We start from the raw sequence: 15,375 nt of genomic DNA, 5'->3' as shown, positions 1-15,375 counted from the left end.
AGCCGTTACTCATACTTTAAAAAGATAACAAAGATGGAATTACGCCACCTGCGCTACTTCGTCGCCGTCGCCGAGGAGCTCAGCTTCACGCGCGCGGCCGAGCGTCTGCACATCGGCCAGCCGCCGCTGAGCCACCAGATCCAGATGCTGGAAGCGGAAGTGGGCGCGCTGCTGCTGGAGCGCAGCAAGCGCTGGGTGCGGCTGACGGAAGCGGGCAAGCTATTCCTCGACGACGCCCGCCGCGTGCTGTCGCTGTCCGAGCAGGCGGTGCAGACCGCGCGCCGCGCCGAGCGCGGCGAGGCCGGCGAACTGCGCGTGGGCTTCACCTTCTCCACGCCGCTGACGCCGCTGTTCGCCACCATCGTCAACCGCTACCGCCAGCGCTACCCGGGCGTGACGCTGACGCTGCTGGAAATGTCGACCGTGCCGCAATTCGAAGCCATCGCCGGCCGCACGCTGGACCTGGGCCTGGTGCGCCCGCCCGAGGTGGCCGTGTCCGACGCCGTCAGCATGACGGTGCTGCGCCACGATCCGCTGACGCTGGTGCTGCCGCTGGACCATCCGCTGGCCAAAAAGAAAAAGGTCGCCATCAGCGACCTTCAGGGACAAGCATTCGTCATGTATCCGAAAACGGCCGGCACCGGGATTTACTATCAGATTTTCCGGCTGTGCCGCGCCGCCGGCTTCCTGCCGACCATCGCCATGGAAGCGAACGAAGCATCGACCATCATCGGCCTGGTGGCGGCGGGTTGCGGCATTTCGGTGCTGCCCAGCTCCTTCGACATCATCCGCATGGGCGGCGTCTGCTACCGCCCGCTGGCGGACCCGGAGGCCAACACCACACTGCTGCTGGCGCAGCGCAAGGATGAGGTATCGCCGCTGGTGGCGGCCTTCGTCGCGATTGCAACGGAGGCCGCCGGCGAGGGACGCCCCGGCCAAGCCAACAGTCAGGTCAGAAAAAGTGCAACACGACCGGCACGTTAGTCACGTGCTTTTGCTTGTCGGCGGTGGTTGTACCGATTAATACATTGGCCCGGAACGTCCCATTGCGCAGGCAATTGGGCGACGCCGCATTGGGAGCGTTACCTGTCGTGACATTAAGGTTCAGCACATAGCCGCCGGCGGCGTCGCGCGTCACCGATTTGAGCGGTCCGTCGGCTGTCAAATCCGACGCCACCGAAGGCGTCAACCAGTCCAACGGCTTGCCAAGTATGTCACGGTTGATGCCAGCGTCGTATGTAATTGCCAGCTTATCCACCTGAACCCCGGCATCGAGCGCAAACTTAACGATCATCGCGCTATCCTCCGTGCAATATCCGACGTGCTCCATGCGTACATCGGAAGTCTCCAGCACCATTCCCGATGCGGGGACGGCCACCTTCCACTCCACCGGCAAGATCCGCTTCTTGTAGCCAGTTGCGCTAAACTCGATCGAGCCTTTGTAATTGCCAGGCTTCAGCCGCTTCGCATACTCCGTAGGGGTGATCGTCACATTGCTGCCGCTTTGGCTAAGCAGCGCATATTGACTCAAGCGATCCTGCGACGAACCGTCGGTGCCGAACCCCAAGCCAAACTCCGCAGCATAAACGACCCCAGCCGGTGGCTGGATAGCCATCGTAACCGGCGCGGCAGGCTCAAGGTATACGCTGCTCAGCTGCAGCACCGAACTTGGGAGCTTCAGGCCGGCAATCTGAATCGACTTGTTGATCCGTATCGGCGAACCTCCATACTCGACAGTGCAAGATGAGTCCTTGCATACATGGACGGTGATCGGGCTCGTGTAGGAACCCGGTCGCATCTCGGATGCGAGGTAAAACCTCAGCGTGGCGGTACTGCTCGACAGATCGGGGAGCTCGGCAACGTCAACCACCCGGTCAGGATCATCAATCACAACATAGGGGTTCGGCCAGCCTGCAGTGGCTGTGTAGGCGACGTTGAAGGAAAGTGCTGTCTCGGCAACGCCCTGGCCATCTTTGTAGCTCTTATTGATGGAAGTAGGAGAAAACGACGTAATCGTCAACTCAGGCGCGGTCTGCGCCGCAGGGCTATTCCCACCACCACCGCCGCCACCGCCACCGCAAGCTTGCAGCACGAGGGCCAGACCTGCAAGCACACACGCGGCCGACGAGCGCGGCCACTTCATAGATTGTTTTTGCATTAAATTTAATATTGTATCAAGAGTAGTCCGCGTCCAGCTCGGAGCCGGCGTAGTTCTCCAGCTCCGCGAACAGCGTCTTCATCGCCGTGCGGCCCTTGATATTCTGGATCACCGTGCAGCTGCTGCGATAGCTGGCGATACGGTCCAGCAGCACCGGATGATGCTGCACCGGCACCTTGGCCACCAGCGCCGCCCAGCCTTCCTCGTAATCCGGCTTGGCCTTGCGCACCGACTTGACGAAGCGCTCGAACTCCTTCTGCCCGGTGCGCGCCACCACGCGCCCACCGCCTTCGATGGCGAAGATGATGGACAGCGCAATCACACCCTCGGCGTTCAGATCGGTATCGCTGACCGGGCCTTCGCTGTTGTGGCGGCGCAGCCAGCCGGCCAGGCGCACCACGGCCTGCACTTCCTTGCGCTGCTTGAGCATGACCTCGTATCGCTCCAGGCCGTTCCAGTTTTCATTCGGATCGGTCTGGCACAAATCGATGAACAGGTCGCGCAGGCGGCGGGCCGAGTACACCGGATCGGTATCGTACTCGCCGACCAGCGCATCCTCCGGCAAGGCCGACAGCTCCTTGATCAGGCGGAAGCCGATCTGGAACGCATGCTCGGCGCCGTGCTCGATCAGGAAGTCCAGCGCCGCCAGATCGCCCTCGTGCATCAGCGCGTGGTCCAGGCCCAGCGACACGCCGCCCACCGTCAGCTGCAGTGCTTTCTGGATGCCGTCGGCGGTGCGGTCGTTGGTGAACTTCTCGGCCACCATGGCAGTGATGCCGGTCAGTTCATCGGCCAGCGCGTAGGCGGCGTCATCGTCCGGATGGGCCGCCAGTTGCTGGATGGCGCGGGTCAGGCGCGGTAAATTTTCTACGACGATTGCTGGCAGCATGTATCAGACACCCATCACGAGAAAATGCCGGTGCCCAGGCTGCGGCGCGAACCAGGCTTGGCGGCGCTGCGCGTGGACGGCACCTGCTTGCGCAAGCGGTACAGCAATTCCTTGGTGGAGCGCTGCAGGAAGGTCGGCTCATCGTCCGGGTCGTCGCTGAATTCGGCGTCGGCCAGGTCGGCGCTGTGGCGGAACTCCGGGAACAGCTCGAACAGCGCGCGGTCCCAGCCGTCTTCCGACGCCTGCGCCAGCGCGATCGCCAGCGGAACCACGTCGTTGTCGGACGAAGTCTGGCCGGTCAGGTAAGGGCCTTTCGAGATGATCTCGCCGGCCACTTCCAGGATTTCCTTCGGCGCCATCGAGAACAGAATCGCGAACGCGGTCGAACCATGGTCGGTCGCCGAGGCGGCGGCCAGCAACTCGTGGCGGCGCTCTTCGTCGTCGGTGGAAAACACCACGCCGTGGATGTGGGCGAACAGCGATTCGGCGATGCGCTCCGGGTCGTCCTCGATCAGGTCGTCCGGCCAGGTCGCGGCGAAGAAGGCCAGGCTGTCGGCCCAGGCCTTGGGCGGCACCAGCAAGGTCGCCAGCGACATCTTGCCGCCGTCAAAACCCGCCATGTGCAGCGCCGTCACCTGCGGTGGAATGTTGTTGAGCACTTCCACCACCGCCAGGTCGCCGAACTGGTCGGCCGCCTCGGCAAAGGCTTGCTCGGCGTGGCTCAGCGAACCGGCCAGCACCAGCTCGGTCACTTGCTTGCTCAGCGCCGGCAGATTACTTTTCTCGGTCATGGTTAGTCTCCATCCTGATCGAACATTTGGGCGAAGTCGTCGGTCGCCTGGCCTTCGTCGTCGACATCGTCGCCGTCGTCGTTGGCCGACAGCTGGTCCAGCGACTGGTCGTCGTCGTCCCACTTGCGCGGATTCTTGTACAGGAAAGCGGTGATGATGGCCTGGCGCGCCAGGTCCGGCAGGTTCTCTTCCAGCGCCGCGTACATGCGCGCCGCTTCCTCGCCCTTGCACGAGGCCATCGCGAACACGCGCGCGGCGTCGCCGAACTCGTAGTCTTCGGCCTCGGCCAGCAAGCCTTTCGGGTTGTTGAACTCCAGGTGGTCGACCAGCGCGAAGGCCAGCATGTTGACGTCCTCGATGCCGCCGCCGCTGGCGTACTCGGACACCAGCGCGTCGATCATGCGCTGGTAGTTCTTGCGGTCGGGCGGATCGCCGAGGATGCCCTCGATCTGGCCTTCCAGCTCGCGCGATTGATAGGCGAACTCAGGGTGTACTTTTCTAGACATTGCAAACTTTCGTTATTTTTCTGTTGTGTGGCCGGCTCAGGCCGGTGGCAGCACGGTGCCATGCAGGTTGAACACCGAACGCCACAACTGGTACGCTTCCGCCTCCGCATCGATGATGATGCGGTGGTTCACGCTCTGGTTGTATTCCTCGCGCTTGACCGGGTCGGACAGGATTTCATAAGCCTTGGTGATGGCCTTGAAGCGCGCTTCCGCGCCGGGCGCCTGGTTGCGGTCCGGGTGGAAACGCATCGCCAGCGAGCGGTAGACCTTCTTGATCTCGTCGTCGGTGGCGTTAGGCGCGATACCCAGTGTGTTGTAGTAATTTTCCATTTTGGAAACTCCGGGCCGTGATGCCGAACAATTAAAGACGAATTATACCCGTGTGGACGGCATGGATTCCGCCTCAGGCCGCCGCAACGCAGCATTTCCACCGCCGCCATAGGGGGGATACGGTAAAATGCCCTTTACTCGAACTTTTGCAAAGCCAACTTTTCAGATGAGCAACGACAAAAACAGCCCAGCGCCCGTCCTGACCTCCAACTTCCTGCGCGCCATCGTCGAATCCGACCTGGCGGCCGGCACCCACGTCCGCGAGGGCATGCCGAGCGTAATCACCCGCTTCCCGCCAGAGCCGAACGGCTATCTGCACGTGGGCCACGCCAAATCGATCTGCCTGAACTTCGGCCTGGCGCGCGACTACCAGGGCCGCTGCAACCTGCGCTTCGACGACACCAACCCGGCCAAGGAAGAACAGGAATACGTCGACACCATCATCGACAGCGTCAAATGGCTGGGCTTTGACTACGACTATCCGCAAGCGGACGGCGGCGTCGAGCACCATCTGCACTACGCATCGGACTACTTCGACCAGCTGTACGCGATGGCCGAGTACCTGATCGAACAAGGCTATGCCTACGTCGACAGCCAGTCAGCCGACGAGATGGCGGCCAACCGCGGCAATTTCAACACCCCCGGCAAGAACTCGCCGTTCCGCGACCGTCCGGCCGCCGAATCGCTGCAAATCTTCCGCGACATGAAGGCCGGCAAATACGCCGACGGCGAGCACATCCTGCGCGCCAAGACCAGCGCCGACGCCATGGCCTCGCCGAACATGAACCTGCGCGACCCGGCCATCTACCGCATCCGCCACGCCCACCACGTGCGCACCGGCGACGCCTGGTGCATCTACCCGATGTACGACTACACGCACCCGATCTCGGACGCGCTGGAAAACATCACCCACTCGATCTGCACGCTGGAATTCCAGGACCACCGCCCGTTCTACGACTGGCTGCTGGAAACCCTGTCGGCCGGCGGCTTCTTCAAGCTGCCGGTGCCGCGCCAGTACGAGTTCTCGCGCCTGAACCTGACCTACGTCGTCACCTCCAAGCGCAAGCTGCGCCAGCTGGTCGAAGAAAACATCGTCGACGGCTGGGACGACCCGCGCATGCCGACCATCGTCGGCCTGCGCCGCCGCGGCTACACGCCGGAAGCGATCCGCCTGTTCTGCGAGCGCATCGGCGTCACCAAGGCCGACGGCTGGATCGACATGAGCACGCTGGAAGGCTGCATCCGCGAAGACCTGGATCCGAAAGCGCCACGCGCCACCGCCGTGCTGCGCCCGCTGAAACTGATCATCGACAACTATCCTGAAGGCCTGACCGAAGAGTGCACCTCGCCGGTCCACCCGCACCACCCGGAAATGGGCGTGCGTACCTTCCCGATCACGCGCGAGCTGTGGATCGAGGAAGAGGACTTCATGGAAGTGCCGAGCAAGGGCTATTTCCGCTACTACCCGCCGATCGACGACAAGCCGGGCAGCCGCGTGCGCCTGCGCCACGGCTATGTGACCGAATGCACCGGCTACGACAAGGACGAGAACGGCAAAGTCATCGCCGTCCACGTCAACTACTTCGCCGACTCCAAGTCGGGCACGCCGGGTTCGGACAATTACAAGGTCAAGGGCAACATCCACTGGGTCTCCGCCGCCACCGCGCTGGAAGCCGAAGTGCGCCTGTACGACCGCCTGTTCACCGACGCCAACCCTGACGCCGGCGGCAAGGACTTCATCTCGCTGCTGAACCCGAACGCCAAGGAAGTCGTCACCGCCTACCTGGAGCCGGGCATGAGCGCGGCCCAGCCGGACCAGCGCTTCCAGTTCGAGCGCCACGGCTACTTCGTCGCCGACCGCGTCGATTCCACGCCAGGCAAGCCGGTGTTCAACCGCATCGTCACGCTGAAAGACAGCTGGGTCGCCAAGTAAGCGCAGGCGGACAGCCAGCGATCACGCCAGAGGCCGGCGCTCTCCCCCACGGGAGGCGCCGGCCTTTTTCATTGGTAAATACACCACAACGTCCAGGACAAATATCAAATTTGCAAATTTACTTGACTAGCATTGCCAAAGTTTCCTATATTCAGCCTACGTCCCCGCTACCAGGAGGTGCTTCAGGCAATTCATATGGCAACGTTCCTCGCGCAAAAACAATTGTTCTCGCCGACTAAACCCGTCTGGTGGGCTGGCGTCCTGTTATCGCTGGGCGTGGGCGCCTTGTTTTATGTGACTGTTTTCAAGACCATCGAATACGACGCCGCCGGCCGCTTCAACCAGCAGGCCCGCAACGCCCAGTACAACATCAGCTCGCGCATCAACGCCTACACCGACGTGCTGCGCGGCACCGCCAGCTTCTTCGACGCCAGCGACCATGTCGACCGCGCCAGCTTCCACCGCTACGTCGGCGGGCTGGACCTGGAGCGCCATTTCCCCGCGCTCGACAACATCAACTTCACGCAGCACGTCACCGACGCCCGGCGCGACGCCTTCGAGCGCGAGGCGGCCCACAGCGGCGACGGCCGGCCGGACGGCTATCCGGACTTCGCCATCAAGCCGCCCGGCCGCCGCGCCGAGTACTCGGTGCTGACCATGATCGAGCCGGTCGCGCCTTTCCGCCACCGGCTCGGGGTCGACATCAACGCCCGCGAGCAGGCGGCGCGCGCGATCGCCCAGGCGCGCGACACCGGCCATCTGATCACCTCCGGCATGCCGATCGAAAACACCCGCAACGCCCAGGGCTGGGCGCTGGCGATGCGCCTGCCGCTGTACCGCAAGGACTTGCCGCTGGCCGACGTGGCGCAGCGCCGCGCGGCCTACATCGGCTCGGTCGGCATAGGCTTCAGCGTGCCGCGCCTGGTGCAGGCGGCGATGGAGCAGATGCAGGTGCGCGATGTGCACCTGATGCTGTACGACGATGGCAAGAACGCCGACGGCAGCGTCTCGCCGCAAACCCTGCTGTACGACAACCGCGGCAGCACGCCGCACACGGCCCGCATGTCCGACCAGTTCGCCATCGTGCTGCCGGTGGATTTCAACGGACGGCAATGGTCCGCGCATTTCAGCGCGCCCAAGTCGGTCTGGTACAGCCGCTTCGACGCCTTCCTGCCGTGGCTGGCGATGGCCTGCGGCTTCGTCGGCTCCATGCTGTTCTACCTGCTGTTCCACACGCTGTCGTCGTCGCGCCTGCGCGCCATCAAGATGGCCAAGGCCATGACCAAGGAATTGCGCGACAGCCAGGCCAAGCTGCAGCAGTCGCACCACAAGCTGCGCCAGCTGGCCGCCCATGCCGACCAGATCAAGGAACAGGAACGCAAGCGCATCGCCCGCGAAATCCACGACGACCTGGGCCAGAACCTGCTGGTGCTGCGCATCGAGGCCGACCTGCTGGCCAGCCGCACCCGCCAGCGCCATCCGCGCCTGCACGCGCGCGCGCGCAGCACGCTGATCCAGATCGACAGCACCATCAAGAGCGTGCGCCACATCATCAACGACCTGCGCCCGACGGTGCTGGACCTGGGCTTGAACGCGGCGGTGGAATGGCAGATCGCGCAATTCCGCCAGCGCTCCGGCATGGTCTGCGAACTGATCGAGCACCAGAGCGACATCCGCATCGACGACCGCTGCGCCACCGCCTTCTTCCGCGTGCTGCAGGAATCGCTGAGCAACATCGCCCAGCATGCGCGCGCCAGCCTGGTGCGGGTCGAGCTCAAGCAGGCCGGCGGCATGCTGACCATGACCATCAGCGATAACGGCGTCGGCCTGCGCGAGAGCAGCCGCAACAAGGTGGGTTCCTTCGGCCTGGTCGGCATCGAAGAGCGCGTCAGCCTGCTCGGCGGCCATTGCGCCATCACCGGCGGCCACAACGCCGGCACCACGGTATCGATTTCGGTGCCGGTCGACTACCTGCCGCCGCACGGACCCGACGATTTCAACGCCGGCGCCCAGTTGGCGGCCGACGCAACCACCTAATACTCAGTATTTTCCGCCGATGTTAGGACATTCCTGACAAACATTGAGAAAAATCAACAAGTGTGCTTTCTCGCCGGACAAAAATTACATTTGTTCCACTTTTTTCAACCCGCATCATCACAGCAAAGGAAATGCCATGAACGTCATCAACGCACTGGACCTGGAACCTATCAAAGTCAAGCTGATGCACAAAGAGTCCGGCGAGGGCTGGTCGCTGGAACGCGCCAACGCCATCGAAACCGAGTACCGCCGTTTCCTGTTCCTGATGAAGCAGTTCCCGAATGAGCAGACCGCGCCGCTGGTCGATGTGGATACTTTCTGGCACTACCATATCCTGGACACGATGAAATACGCCGTCGACTGCGACGCCGTGTTCGGCTATTTCCTGCACCACTTCCCATACATCGGCCTGCGTGGCGAGGACGACCTGGAAGCGCACGAGCGCCTGGGCCATCGCATGCAGGAATTGTATGAAGAGACTTTCGGCGAATCCTACCTGCGCGGCGCGGCGCACCAGGACGTGGCCTACTCGGCGGCCCCTGGCCAGAGCGCCACCGCGTATTCGGCAGCGCCGGGCAATGCCGCCAAGACCGCCTACTCGGCAGCGCCGGGCGCGACCGCCTATTCGGCCGCCCCTGGCAAGATGGCGCAAACCGCCTACTCGGCCGCACCTGGACAGATGGCCAAGACCGCCTATTCGGCCGCTCCGGGCCAGACGGCGAAAACGGCTTACTCGGCCGCGCCAGGCCAGATGGCCAAGACCGCCTACTCGGCAGCCCCGGGCCAGACCGCCAAGACCGCCTATTCGGCAGCGCCAGGCGTGACCGCCTACTCGGCGGCCCCCGGCCAAGTGGCGGAAGGCCTGCAAACCGCAGCCGACGCCGGTGCAGCCGTCGAGAAAGCACGTCTGGCCAGCTTCTACAGCGACCGTCCGCGTCTCGCGCCGGCCGCCTGAGCACTGGCGTTTGCGCCACAAACGGCGACGCGAACAGGCAGGCTGCTCAAATAAGTGGCATACTCTGGGGATATTTATCGATGACGGGAGTGCATCATGGCTGTCAATACCCTAGCTTCCAGTACCGCCACAGTACAAGCGACACCGCCACGCCAGCCTGAGCCGGTGAAGGCAGTGGACAAACCCGCCGAACGCGTCGCGCCGCCGGCACCACCTGCGCCGCCGCAAGCGGCGTCTGCGCCGACCGTCAACACCAGCGGCCAGCGCATCGGCACCACCATCAGTACGTCGGCCTGATTCCTGGCCGCCCCCGCCACATAAGACAACGGCGCGTGACCGAGAGGTCCGCGCCGTTTTCTTTGCGACTAGGCCGTCATCAGGCCGCCATCAATTCGCGCAGTTCGCGAATGCTGAAATCGCTGATCTCGTGCATGCGGATCAGGATGGTTGCGCCGATAGGCAGCGTGTTGTGACGGATTTTGCTGATGACCGGTGGCGCTACTTCCAGTGCACGCGACAGGGCGGCATCATTTTTCAGTTGCAGCTTTTCAATGATGGCGTCCAACACGCGATTTGGGTTGTAGGTCGGCGATGCGGTGATTTCTTTGATAGACATAATGTTTTTAAGTAGGTTTCTGGCCGTCTTAGACAAAAAACGACACATGGGTAAAAAAAATTTTTAGCTCTATTACCAATGAAGCACTACAAAACACAGTCATTTATGCCGGTTTTTAGTGCTTAGCCGAGATAATACACGTTTACGTTAACGAACGGCTAACTCATCAGACATTTCTGTGAGATTTAGAGAGATTTTACCCCTATTTCTTATGCTAGGAAGATATTTGTTGTAAGAAAAGGTATAAATCTTTGTAAATTCAGTTGGAACGGCTAAGGCCGGCGGCACGAAAACACCATTCAACGGCCATCAGGGCGGCCAGTTGGGCGATAGTGCCTGGGAAGAGCAAGGAGGATGCGGCGGGAAAATCTGCGCCGTCTGGATACTGGTGCCAGCCTAGCTGGCGGCGTATCTCGTCGGGAGTTGGCGGGGGGCGGTGATCGCACTCACGCTGATGCATGTAAGCACGAACCTGTTCCTTGGTAGGATGGGAAGTGGCTGTCATGCGCATGGCTCCTTCGTAAGATAGCTAACAATATCGTATCATGTGATGACTTGATTGATATAGATCAGCCGAAACGCGTTGCCATTTTGGCACAAACCCCACCAAAGCGGCTTGCACTAGTGTAATTTCCGCCCCTTCTTTACTTGTTTTTACATTTCCCATGACCTACGAAGAATTCCTCGACGAAGTAACAACCCTGCTCCACGAAATCTACGATCTGGACGACGCCGCCGCCATCAAGCTGGTGGTCGACGCCCAGGACGCCGAATATTTCGTCAAGCACGACGACCAGCCCGAGCTGCGCACCCCGGAACAGGCCCGCACGGACGCGGTCGCCCTGTACGAAGCCAAGCAGAACAAGGTACAGACCCAGAAGAAGCAGCAGCAACGCGTGCAGCAGAAGAAGCGCCCGCCGCGCGCCTGATCAGCGCTTGGCCAGCATTTGCGCCACGGTGGCGTAGCGCAGCCGCACGCCCAGCTCGCGCTTGATGCGGCCGTTGCTCAGCCGCCGCGACTCGGACATGAAGGACAGCAGCGCCGGCGTCACCACCTGTTGCAACTCCGCACGAGGCAGGCGCGGCGGCCTCGGCAGCTCGAACGCATCGGCCACCGCATCGAAATACGCCGCCATTTTCATATCGCTGTCGTCCACCGCGTGATACACCCGGTTGGCTCCGCCCCGGAACAGGGCCCTGACGATGATGGCCGCCAGATCGTCGGCATGGATGTGGTTGGTGTAGACATCATCCGCCTCGATCAGCGCCGGCGTCCCCGCCTGCAGGCGCTTGAGCGGCAGGCGCTCGCCGGCATAAATCCCCGGCACCCGCAGGATGGACAACTGCGCGCCGGCGCGCCGCGCCCAGCCGCGCAGCACCCGCTCGGCATCCACCCGCCGCAAGGCCCGCGCATTGCGCGGCGCCACCGGACGGCTCTCGTCAAACAACGCTCCACCACAATCTCCATAGACGCCCGTGGTGCTGACATACACCATACGGGCATGCCCGGGCAACACGGCGGTCAGATGACGCGTGCGACTGTCCAGCACGCCCTCGGCGGGCGGCGGCGCCAGATGCACGACATAGGTCGCCAACCCGGCCAGGCGCCGCAGCGTGGCAGGCTGATCCAGGTCGGCCACCAGCGGCACCGCGCCCAGCGCGCGCAGCTCGGCGCAGCGCGACGGCTGGCTGGTGACGGCAAAAATGCGGAACTGCTTGCGCAGCAAGGGCAACAGCCGCATGCCGACGTCGCCGCAGCCGAGAATTAACAGACGTGGCCGCTTCATTGCTTGCCCCCGGTACGTTCGATAGTGCCGCGATAAATTCCAACCACCTGCTCAAGAAAGGCGCCAACGACGGCGCGCTCCGGCGCCGCCAGCGAGGACACCAGCGCCTGCAGGCTGGCCAGCATCGGCGTCAGCTCGCGCATGGTCAACGCCACCGACTCGGCCGCCGGCACCACCATCACCTTGCGGCGGTCGGTCTCATGCCGCACCCGGCCGACGTGGCCGGCCTTCTCCAGACGGTCGACGATCTGGGTCGCCGCCGCCGTCGTCACTTGCAGGCGCGCCGCCAGATCGCCCGGCGTCAGCGCGCCGCTGCCCACCAGCTGCTCCATCGCGGCCAGATCGGTCGCATTGACCTTCAAGGTCTCCGCCAGCCGTTTTTCGATTTCCCGCGTCAGGATCGAGATATTTTGCAGGTTCCGGCAAATCGGGTCGTCGGCCACGTCGGCCACTTGCCCTACAGCTTGCTGCGTCATGATAGTTTTTTCCTCTACCGCTAAGTCATTTAGTAAGCAATTTTCTTAACCACATACTAACTTAGCGACGCCGAGCACGTCAAAAAACCACCAGTGCTTGACCCGAAGGAAGTTTCACGCCATAATCGCTAATTTACTTAGATATAAATTTACTTTACTAAATACCTGCTTAGGAAATTCTTGCCGAGCAGTCCACACCCGCTCACAGGAGCCTCATATGAAAATTCGTACCGTGCTGATTATCGGCTCCGGCATTGCCGGGCCGGTGCTGGCGCATTTCCTCCATCGTAAAAACATCCAGGTCACCATCGTCGAGCGTGCGCCGCAGCTGCGCAGCTACGGCCAAACCATCGATCTGCGCGGCGCCGGGCGCGAAGTGGCGCGGCGCATGGGCATCGACGCCGAAGTGCGCAGCCGCATCACCCGCGAAGCCGGGCTGGCCTTTGTCGACGCCGCCGGCCATGCCAAGGCTTCCTTCACCGCCGACAGCTTCGGCGGCCAGGGCCTGGTCTGCGACACCGAAATCCTGCGCGGCGAACTGGTCGACCTGCTCTACGAGCACAGCCGCCACGACGCCGAGTACCTGTTCGGCGACCATCCGCTCACCGTCACCGACCTGGGCGACCAGGTGCGCGTGGTCTTTGCCAGCGGCGCCGAGCGCAGTTTCGACCTGGTCATCGGCGCCGACGGCATCCGCTCGCGCACCCGCCGCCTGGTCTGCCCCGACACGCCGGCCATCCACTACCTGGACATGTACACCGCCTACTTCACCATTCCCTACCAGCCCGGCGACGGCCAGTGGGCGCGCTGGTACAACGCCGGGCGCGGCCGCACCCTGCTGCTGCGTCCGGACAATCAAGGCACCACCCGCGCCTTCCTGTCCTTCCGCAGCAGCCGCCGCGGCCATGAAGAGCTCAGCCGTGCCGAACAGCAGTCGCTGCTGCACGAAGTCTTTGCCGACGCCGGCTTCGACACCGCGCGCGTCTTGCGCGACATGGCGCAGTCACCCGACTTTTATTTCGAAGCCATCGGCCAGGTCAAGCTGCCGCGATGGTCGAACGGCCGGGTCGCGCTGGTGGGCGACGCCGCCTACTGCGCGTCGCCGATCAGCGGCATGGGCACCAGCCTGGCGCTGGTGGGCGCCTACATCCTGGCAGGCGAACTGGGCAGCCAGCAGGACCATACGCAAGCCTTCCAGCGCTACCAGGCGCTGATGCGGCCCTACGTGCGCAATGCGCAGCGCATCGCGCCGGGCGCCCTGCGCTTCGCCTCGCCCCACAGCCGCGCCGGGGTCAGGCTGTCCAACGCCGTGCTGGGCGTGCTGGCCAAACCCGCCGTCTCCACCCTGATCGGCAAACTGAACAAGCCCAAGGCCGACGCCATCGCCCTGCCCGACTACTCAACCAAGGCCTGACATGCATCCTCACCAAAAACCCTGGCCAGTGTTCTGGACACTGGTGATCGGCACCTTCATGGTGCTGATCGACGCCACCATCGTCTCCGTCGCCAATCCCGCCATCATGGCCGGCCTCGACACCTCCATCGGCGCCGTGATGTGGGTGACCAGCGCCTACCTGCTGGCCTACGCCGCGCCGCTGCTGCTGACCGGCCGGCTGGGCGACCGCTACGGTCCCAAGCCCATCTACCTGACCGGCCTGGCGGTCTTCGCGCTGGCCTCGCTGGCCTGCGGCCTGTCGCAGACGGCCGGCCAGTTGATCGCCGCGCGCGTGGTGCAGGGCATAGGCGCCGCCTGCATGGTGCCGCAGACCATGGCCGTCATCACCCGCATCTTCCCGGCCGCGCAGCGCGGCCAGGCCATGGGCCTGCTCGGCGCCGTGGCCGGCATCTCCACCCTGATCGGTCCCATGCTCGGCGGCGCCATCGTCAACACCCTGGGCTGGCAGTGGATCTTCTTCGTCAACGTGCCGGTCGGCCTGACCGCCTTCGTGCTGGCCCGCAAGCTGCTGCCCGAATTCGGCCAGCAACCGCACCGCCTGGACATTCCGGGCGCCATACTCAGCGGCGCCGGCCTGTTGCTGATCGCGCTCGGCATCCAGGACGGCGAACGCTACCACTGGGGCGTGATCGCCTGGCAAATCCCGGTCTGGGCGCTGATCGTGGGCGGCGTGCTGCTGTTCGCGCTGTTCCTGCTCTGGCAGCGCGGCAACAAGCACGAACCCTTGCTGCCGCTGGAGCTGTTCCGCGACCGCAATTTCACGGTCGGCAACCTGGCCATCTCGATAGTCGGCTTCACCACGGCCGGCATGCTGTTGCCGCTGATCTTCTACTTCCAGATCGTCATGCAACTGAGCCCGCTGGCCTGCGCGCTGATGCTGGCGCCGATGGCGCTGGTGCTGGCCGCGCTGGCCCCGTTCACCGGCAAGCTGGCCGACAGGATCGACCCGCGCTACATGGCGTGCTTCGGCCTGGCCTGCCTGGCCGGCGGCCTGCTGTGGTACGCGCTCTGGCTGCCGGACGCGGCACAGTCGCGCTGGCTGTTGCTGCTGCCGTCCGCCCTGCTCGGCGTGGCCAACGCCTGCATCTGGGCGCCGATCTCGGCCAGCACGATGCGCAACCTGCCCCCTGCGCGGGCCGGCGCCGGCTCCGGCATCTTCAACACCACGCGCCAGATCGGCTCGGTGCTGGGCGCCGCCTCGATTGCCGCGCTGGTCCAGGCGCAACTGGCGCGCCAGCTGCCCGCCGACCAGTATGCGGCGGGCGCCTTCCACCCGGGCGCGCTCGACCCGGCCAACCTGGCCCTGTTCCATGCCGGTTTTGCCCGGGCCATGGCGCACACCATGTTGCTGCCGGCCGCCGCCGCGCTGCTTGGCGCCTGCGTCGTGCTGTTTTTCGCCAAAAACCGCACCGCCTAGCACGGCGCCGTGGGGCAGGCGCCC

General features: G+C 63.6%; 16 protein-coding genes. 8 read left to right on the top strand and 8 right to left on the bottom strand.

What is annotated here, in order from left to right; all coding sequences use genetic code 11:
- The first annotated feature begins 33 nt into the window (after nucleotides 1-33).
- Nucleotides 34-984 carry a LysR family transcriptional regulator gene (locus GEV02_RS06270; RefSeq protein WP_152837173.1) on the top strand — a complete coding sequence of 317 codons (951 nt, stop codon included), beginning with the start codon at nucleotides 34-36 and terminating at the stop codon, nucleotides 982-984.
- Here GEV02_RS06270 and GEV02_RS06265 read toward each other — a convergent pair.
- From GEV02_RS06265 to GEV02_RS06245, 5 genes are read right to left on the bottom strand one after another with little or no spacing between them, the layout of a single operon-like run.
- On the bottom strand, nucleotides 953-2,158 hold the full coding sequence (locus GEV02_RS06265) for a hypothetical protein (protein ID WP_152837171.1): 1,206 nt from the start codon (nucleotides 2,156-2,158) through the stop codon (nucleotides 953-955). The genes GEV02_RS06270 and GEV02_RS06265 overlap by 32 nt on opposite strands.
- 16 nt (nucleotides 2,159-2,174) lie before the next feature.
- On the bottom strand, nucleotides 2,175-3,047 hold the full coding sequence (locus GEV02_RS06260; RefSeq protein WP_152837169.1) for a hypothetical protein: 873 nt from the start codon (nucleotides 3,045-3,047) through the stop codon (nucleotides 2,175-2,177).
- A gap of 14 nt (nucleotides 3,048-3,061) precedes the next feature.
- The gene (locus GEV02_RS06255; protein WP_008445963.1) at nucleotides 3,062-3,838 is read right to left on the bottom strand and encodes a hypothetical protein; all 777 of its coding nucleotides are present in this window, start codon (nucleotides 3,836-3,838) and stop codon (nucleotides 3,062-3,064) included.
- 2 nt (nucleotides 3,839-3,840) lie between these two features.
- The gene (locus tag GEV02_RS06250; protein ID WP_152837167.1) at nucleotides 3,841-4,344 is read right to left on the bottom strand and encodes a hypothetical protein; all 504 of its coding nucleotides are present in this window, start codon (nucleotides 4,342-4,344) and stop codon (nucleotides 3,841-3,843) included.
- Between the two features lie 36 nt (nucleotides 4,345-4,380).
- Entirely contained in the window at nucleotides 4,381-4,674 is a 294-nt protein-coding gene (locus GEV02_RS06245) for a DnaJ domain-containing protein (RefSeq protein WP_008445958.1), read from the bottom strand.
- A 166-nt stretch (nucleotides 4,675-4,840) separates the two neighbouring features.
- Here GEV02_RS06245 and GEV02_RS06240 point away from each other — a divergent pair, with 166 nt between their 5' ends.
- The 4 genes from GEV02_RS06240 (at nucleotide 4,841) to GEV02_RS06225 (ending at nucleotide 9,896) form a co-directional block, all read left to right on the top strand.
- Nucleotides 4,841-6,607 carry a glutamine--tRNA ligase/YqeY domain fusion protein gene (locus GEV02_RS06240; RefSeq protein ID WP_152837165.1) on the top strand — a complete coding sequence of 589 codons (1,767 nt, stop codon included), beginning with the start codon at nucleotides 4,841-4,843 and terminating at the stop codon, nucleotides 6,605-6,607.
- Nucleotides 6,608-6,802: 195 nt separating this feature from the next.
- Entirely contained in the window at nucleotides 6,803-8,644 is a 1,842-nt protein-coding gene (locus tag GEV02_RS06235; RefSeq protein ID WP_152837163.1) for a CHASE domain-containing protein, read from the top strand.
- A 136-nt stretch (nucleotides 8,645-8,780) separates the two neighbouring features.
- Nucleotides 8,781-9,599, top strand: coding sequence for a glycine-rich domain-containing protein (locus GEV02_RS06230; RefSeq protein ID WP_152837161.1), 819 nt, complete (start codon nucleotides 8,781-8,783; stop codon nucleotides 9,597-9,599).
- A 96-nt stretch (nucleotides 9,600-9,695) separates the two neighbouring features.
- The gene (locus GEV02_RS06225) at nucleotides 9,696-9,896 is read left to right on the top strand and encodes a hypothetical protein (RefSeq protein WP_152837159.1); all 201 of its coding nucleotides are present in this window, start codon (nucleotides 9,696-9,698) and stop codon (nucleotides 9,894-9,896) included.
- Between the two features lie 79 nt (nucleotides 9,897-9,975).
- On the opposite strand, the gene GEV02_RS06220 is transcribed toward GEV02_RS06225, so the two are convergent.
- On the bottom strand, nucleotides 9,976-10,215 hold the full coding sequence (locus tag GEV02_RS06220) for a hypothetical protein (RefSeq protein ID WP_008445950.1): 240 nt from the start codon (nucleotides 10,213-10,215) through the stop codon (nucleotides 9,976-9,978).
- A gap of 665 nt (nucleotides 10,216-10,880) precedes the next feature.
- Between GEV02_RS06220 and GEV02_RS06210 the strand changes: the two genes are divergently transcribed.
- Nucleotides 10,881-11,144 (top strand): hypothetical protein, encoded by a 264-nt coding sequence (locus GEV02_RS06210; protein WP_152837155.1) that lies wholly within the window; start codon nucleotides 10,881-10,883, stop codon nucleotides 11,142-11,144.
- On the opposite strand, the gene GEV02_RS06205 is transcribed toward GEV02_RS06210, so the two are convergent.
- Together GEV02_RS06205 and GEV02_RS06200 are read right to left on the bottom strand one after the other, a co-directional pair.
- Nucleotides 11,145-12,002 carry an SDR family oxidoreductase gene (locus GEV02_RS06205; protein ID WP_152837153.1) on the bottom strand — a complete coding sequence of 286 codons (858 nt, stop codon included), beginning with the start codon at nucleotides 12,000-12,002 and terminating at the stop codon, nucleotides 11,145-11,147.
- The gene (locus GEV02_RS06200) at nucleotides 11,999-12,478 is read right to left on the bottom strand and encodes a MarR family winged helix-turn-helix transcriptional regulator (protein ID WP_152837151.1); all 480 of its coding nucleotides are present in this window, start codon (nucleotides 12,476-12,478) and stop codon (nucleotides 11,999-12,001) included. Before GEV02_RS06200 ends, GEV02_RS06205 begins: the two co-directional genes overlap by 4 nt.
- Before the next feature lie 217 nt (nucleotides 12,479-12,695).
- On the opposite strand from GEV02_RS06200, the gene GEV02_RS06195 reads away from it, so the two are divergent.
- Nucleotides 12,696-13,892, top strand: a complete 1,197-nt coding sequence (locus GEV02_RS06195) for an FAD-dependent monooxygenase (RefSeq protein WP_152837149.1) — start codon at nucleotides 12,696-12,698, stop codon at nucleotides 13,890-13,892.
- A 1-nt stretch (nucleotide 13,893) separates the two neighbouring features.
- Nucleotides 13,894-15,351, top strand: a complete 1,458-nt coding sequence (locus GEV02_RS06190; RefSeq protein WP_152837147.1) for an MFS transporter — start codon at nucleotides 13,894-13,896, stop codon at nucleotides 15,349-15,351.
- Nucleotides 15,352-15,375: the final 24 nt, after the last annotated feature.

The organism is Rugamonas aquatica, assembly GCF_009380215.1.
In the GTDB taxonomy this organism is placed as follows: domain Bacteria; phylum Pseudomonadota; class Gammaproteobacteria; order Burkholderiales; family Burkholderiaceae_D; genus Rugamonas; species Rugamonas aquatica_B.
This window is presented reverse-complemented; position numbering and strand designations above follow the sequence as displayed.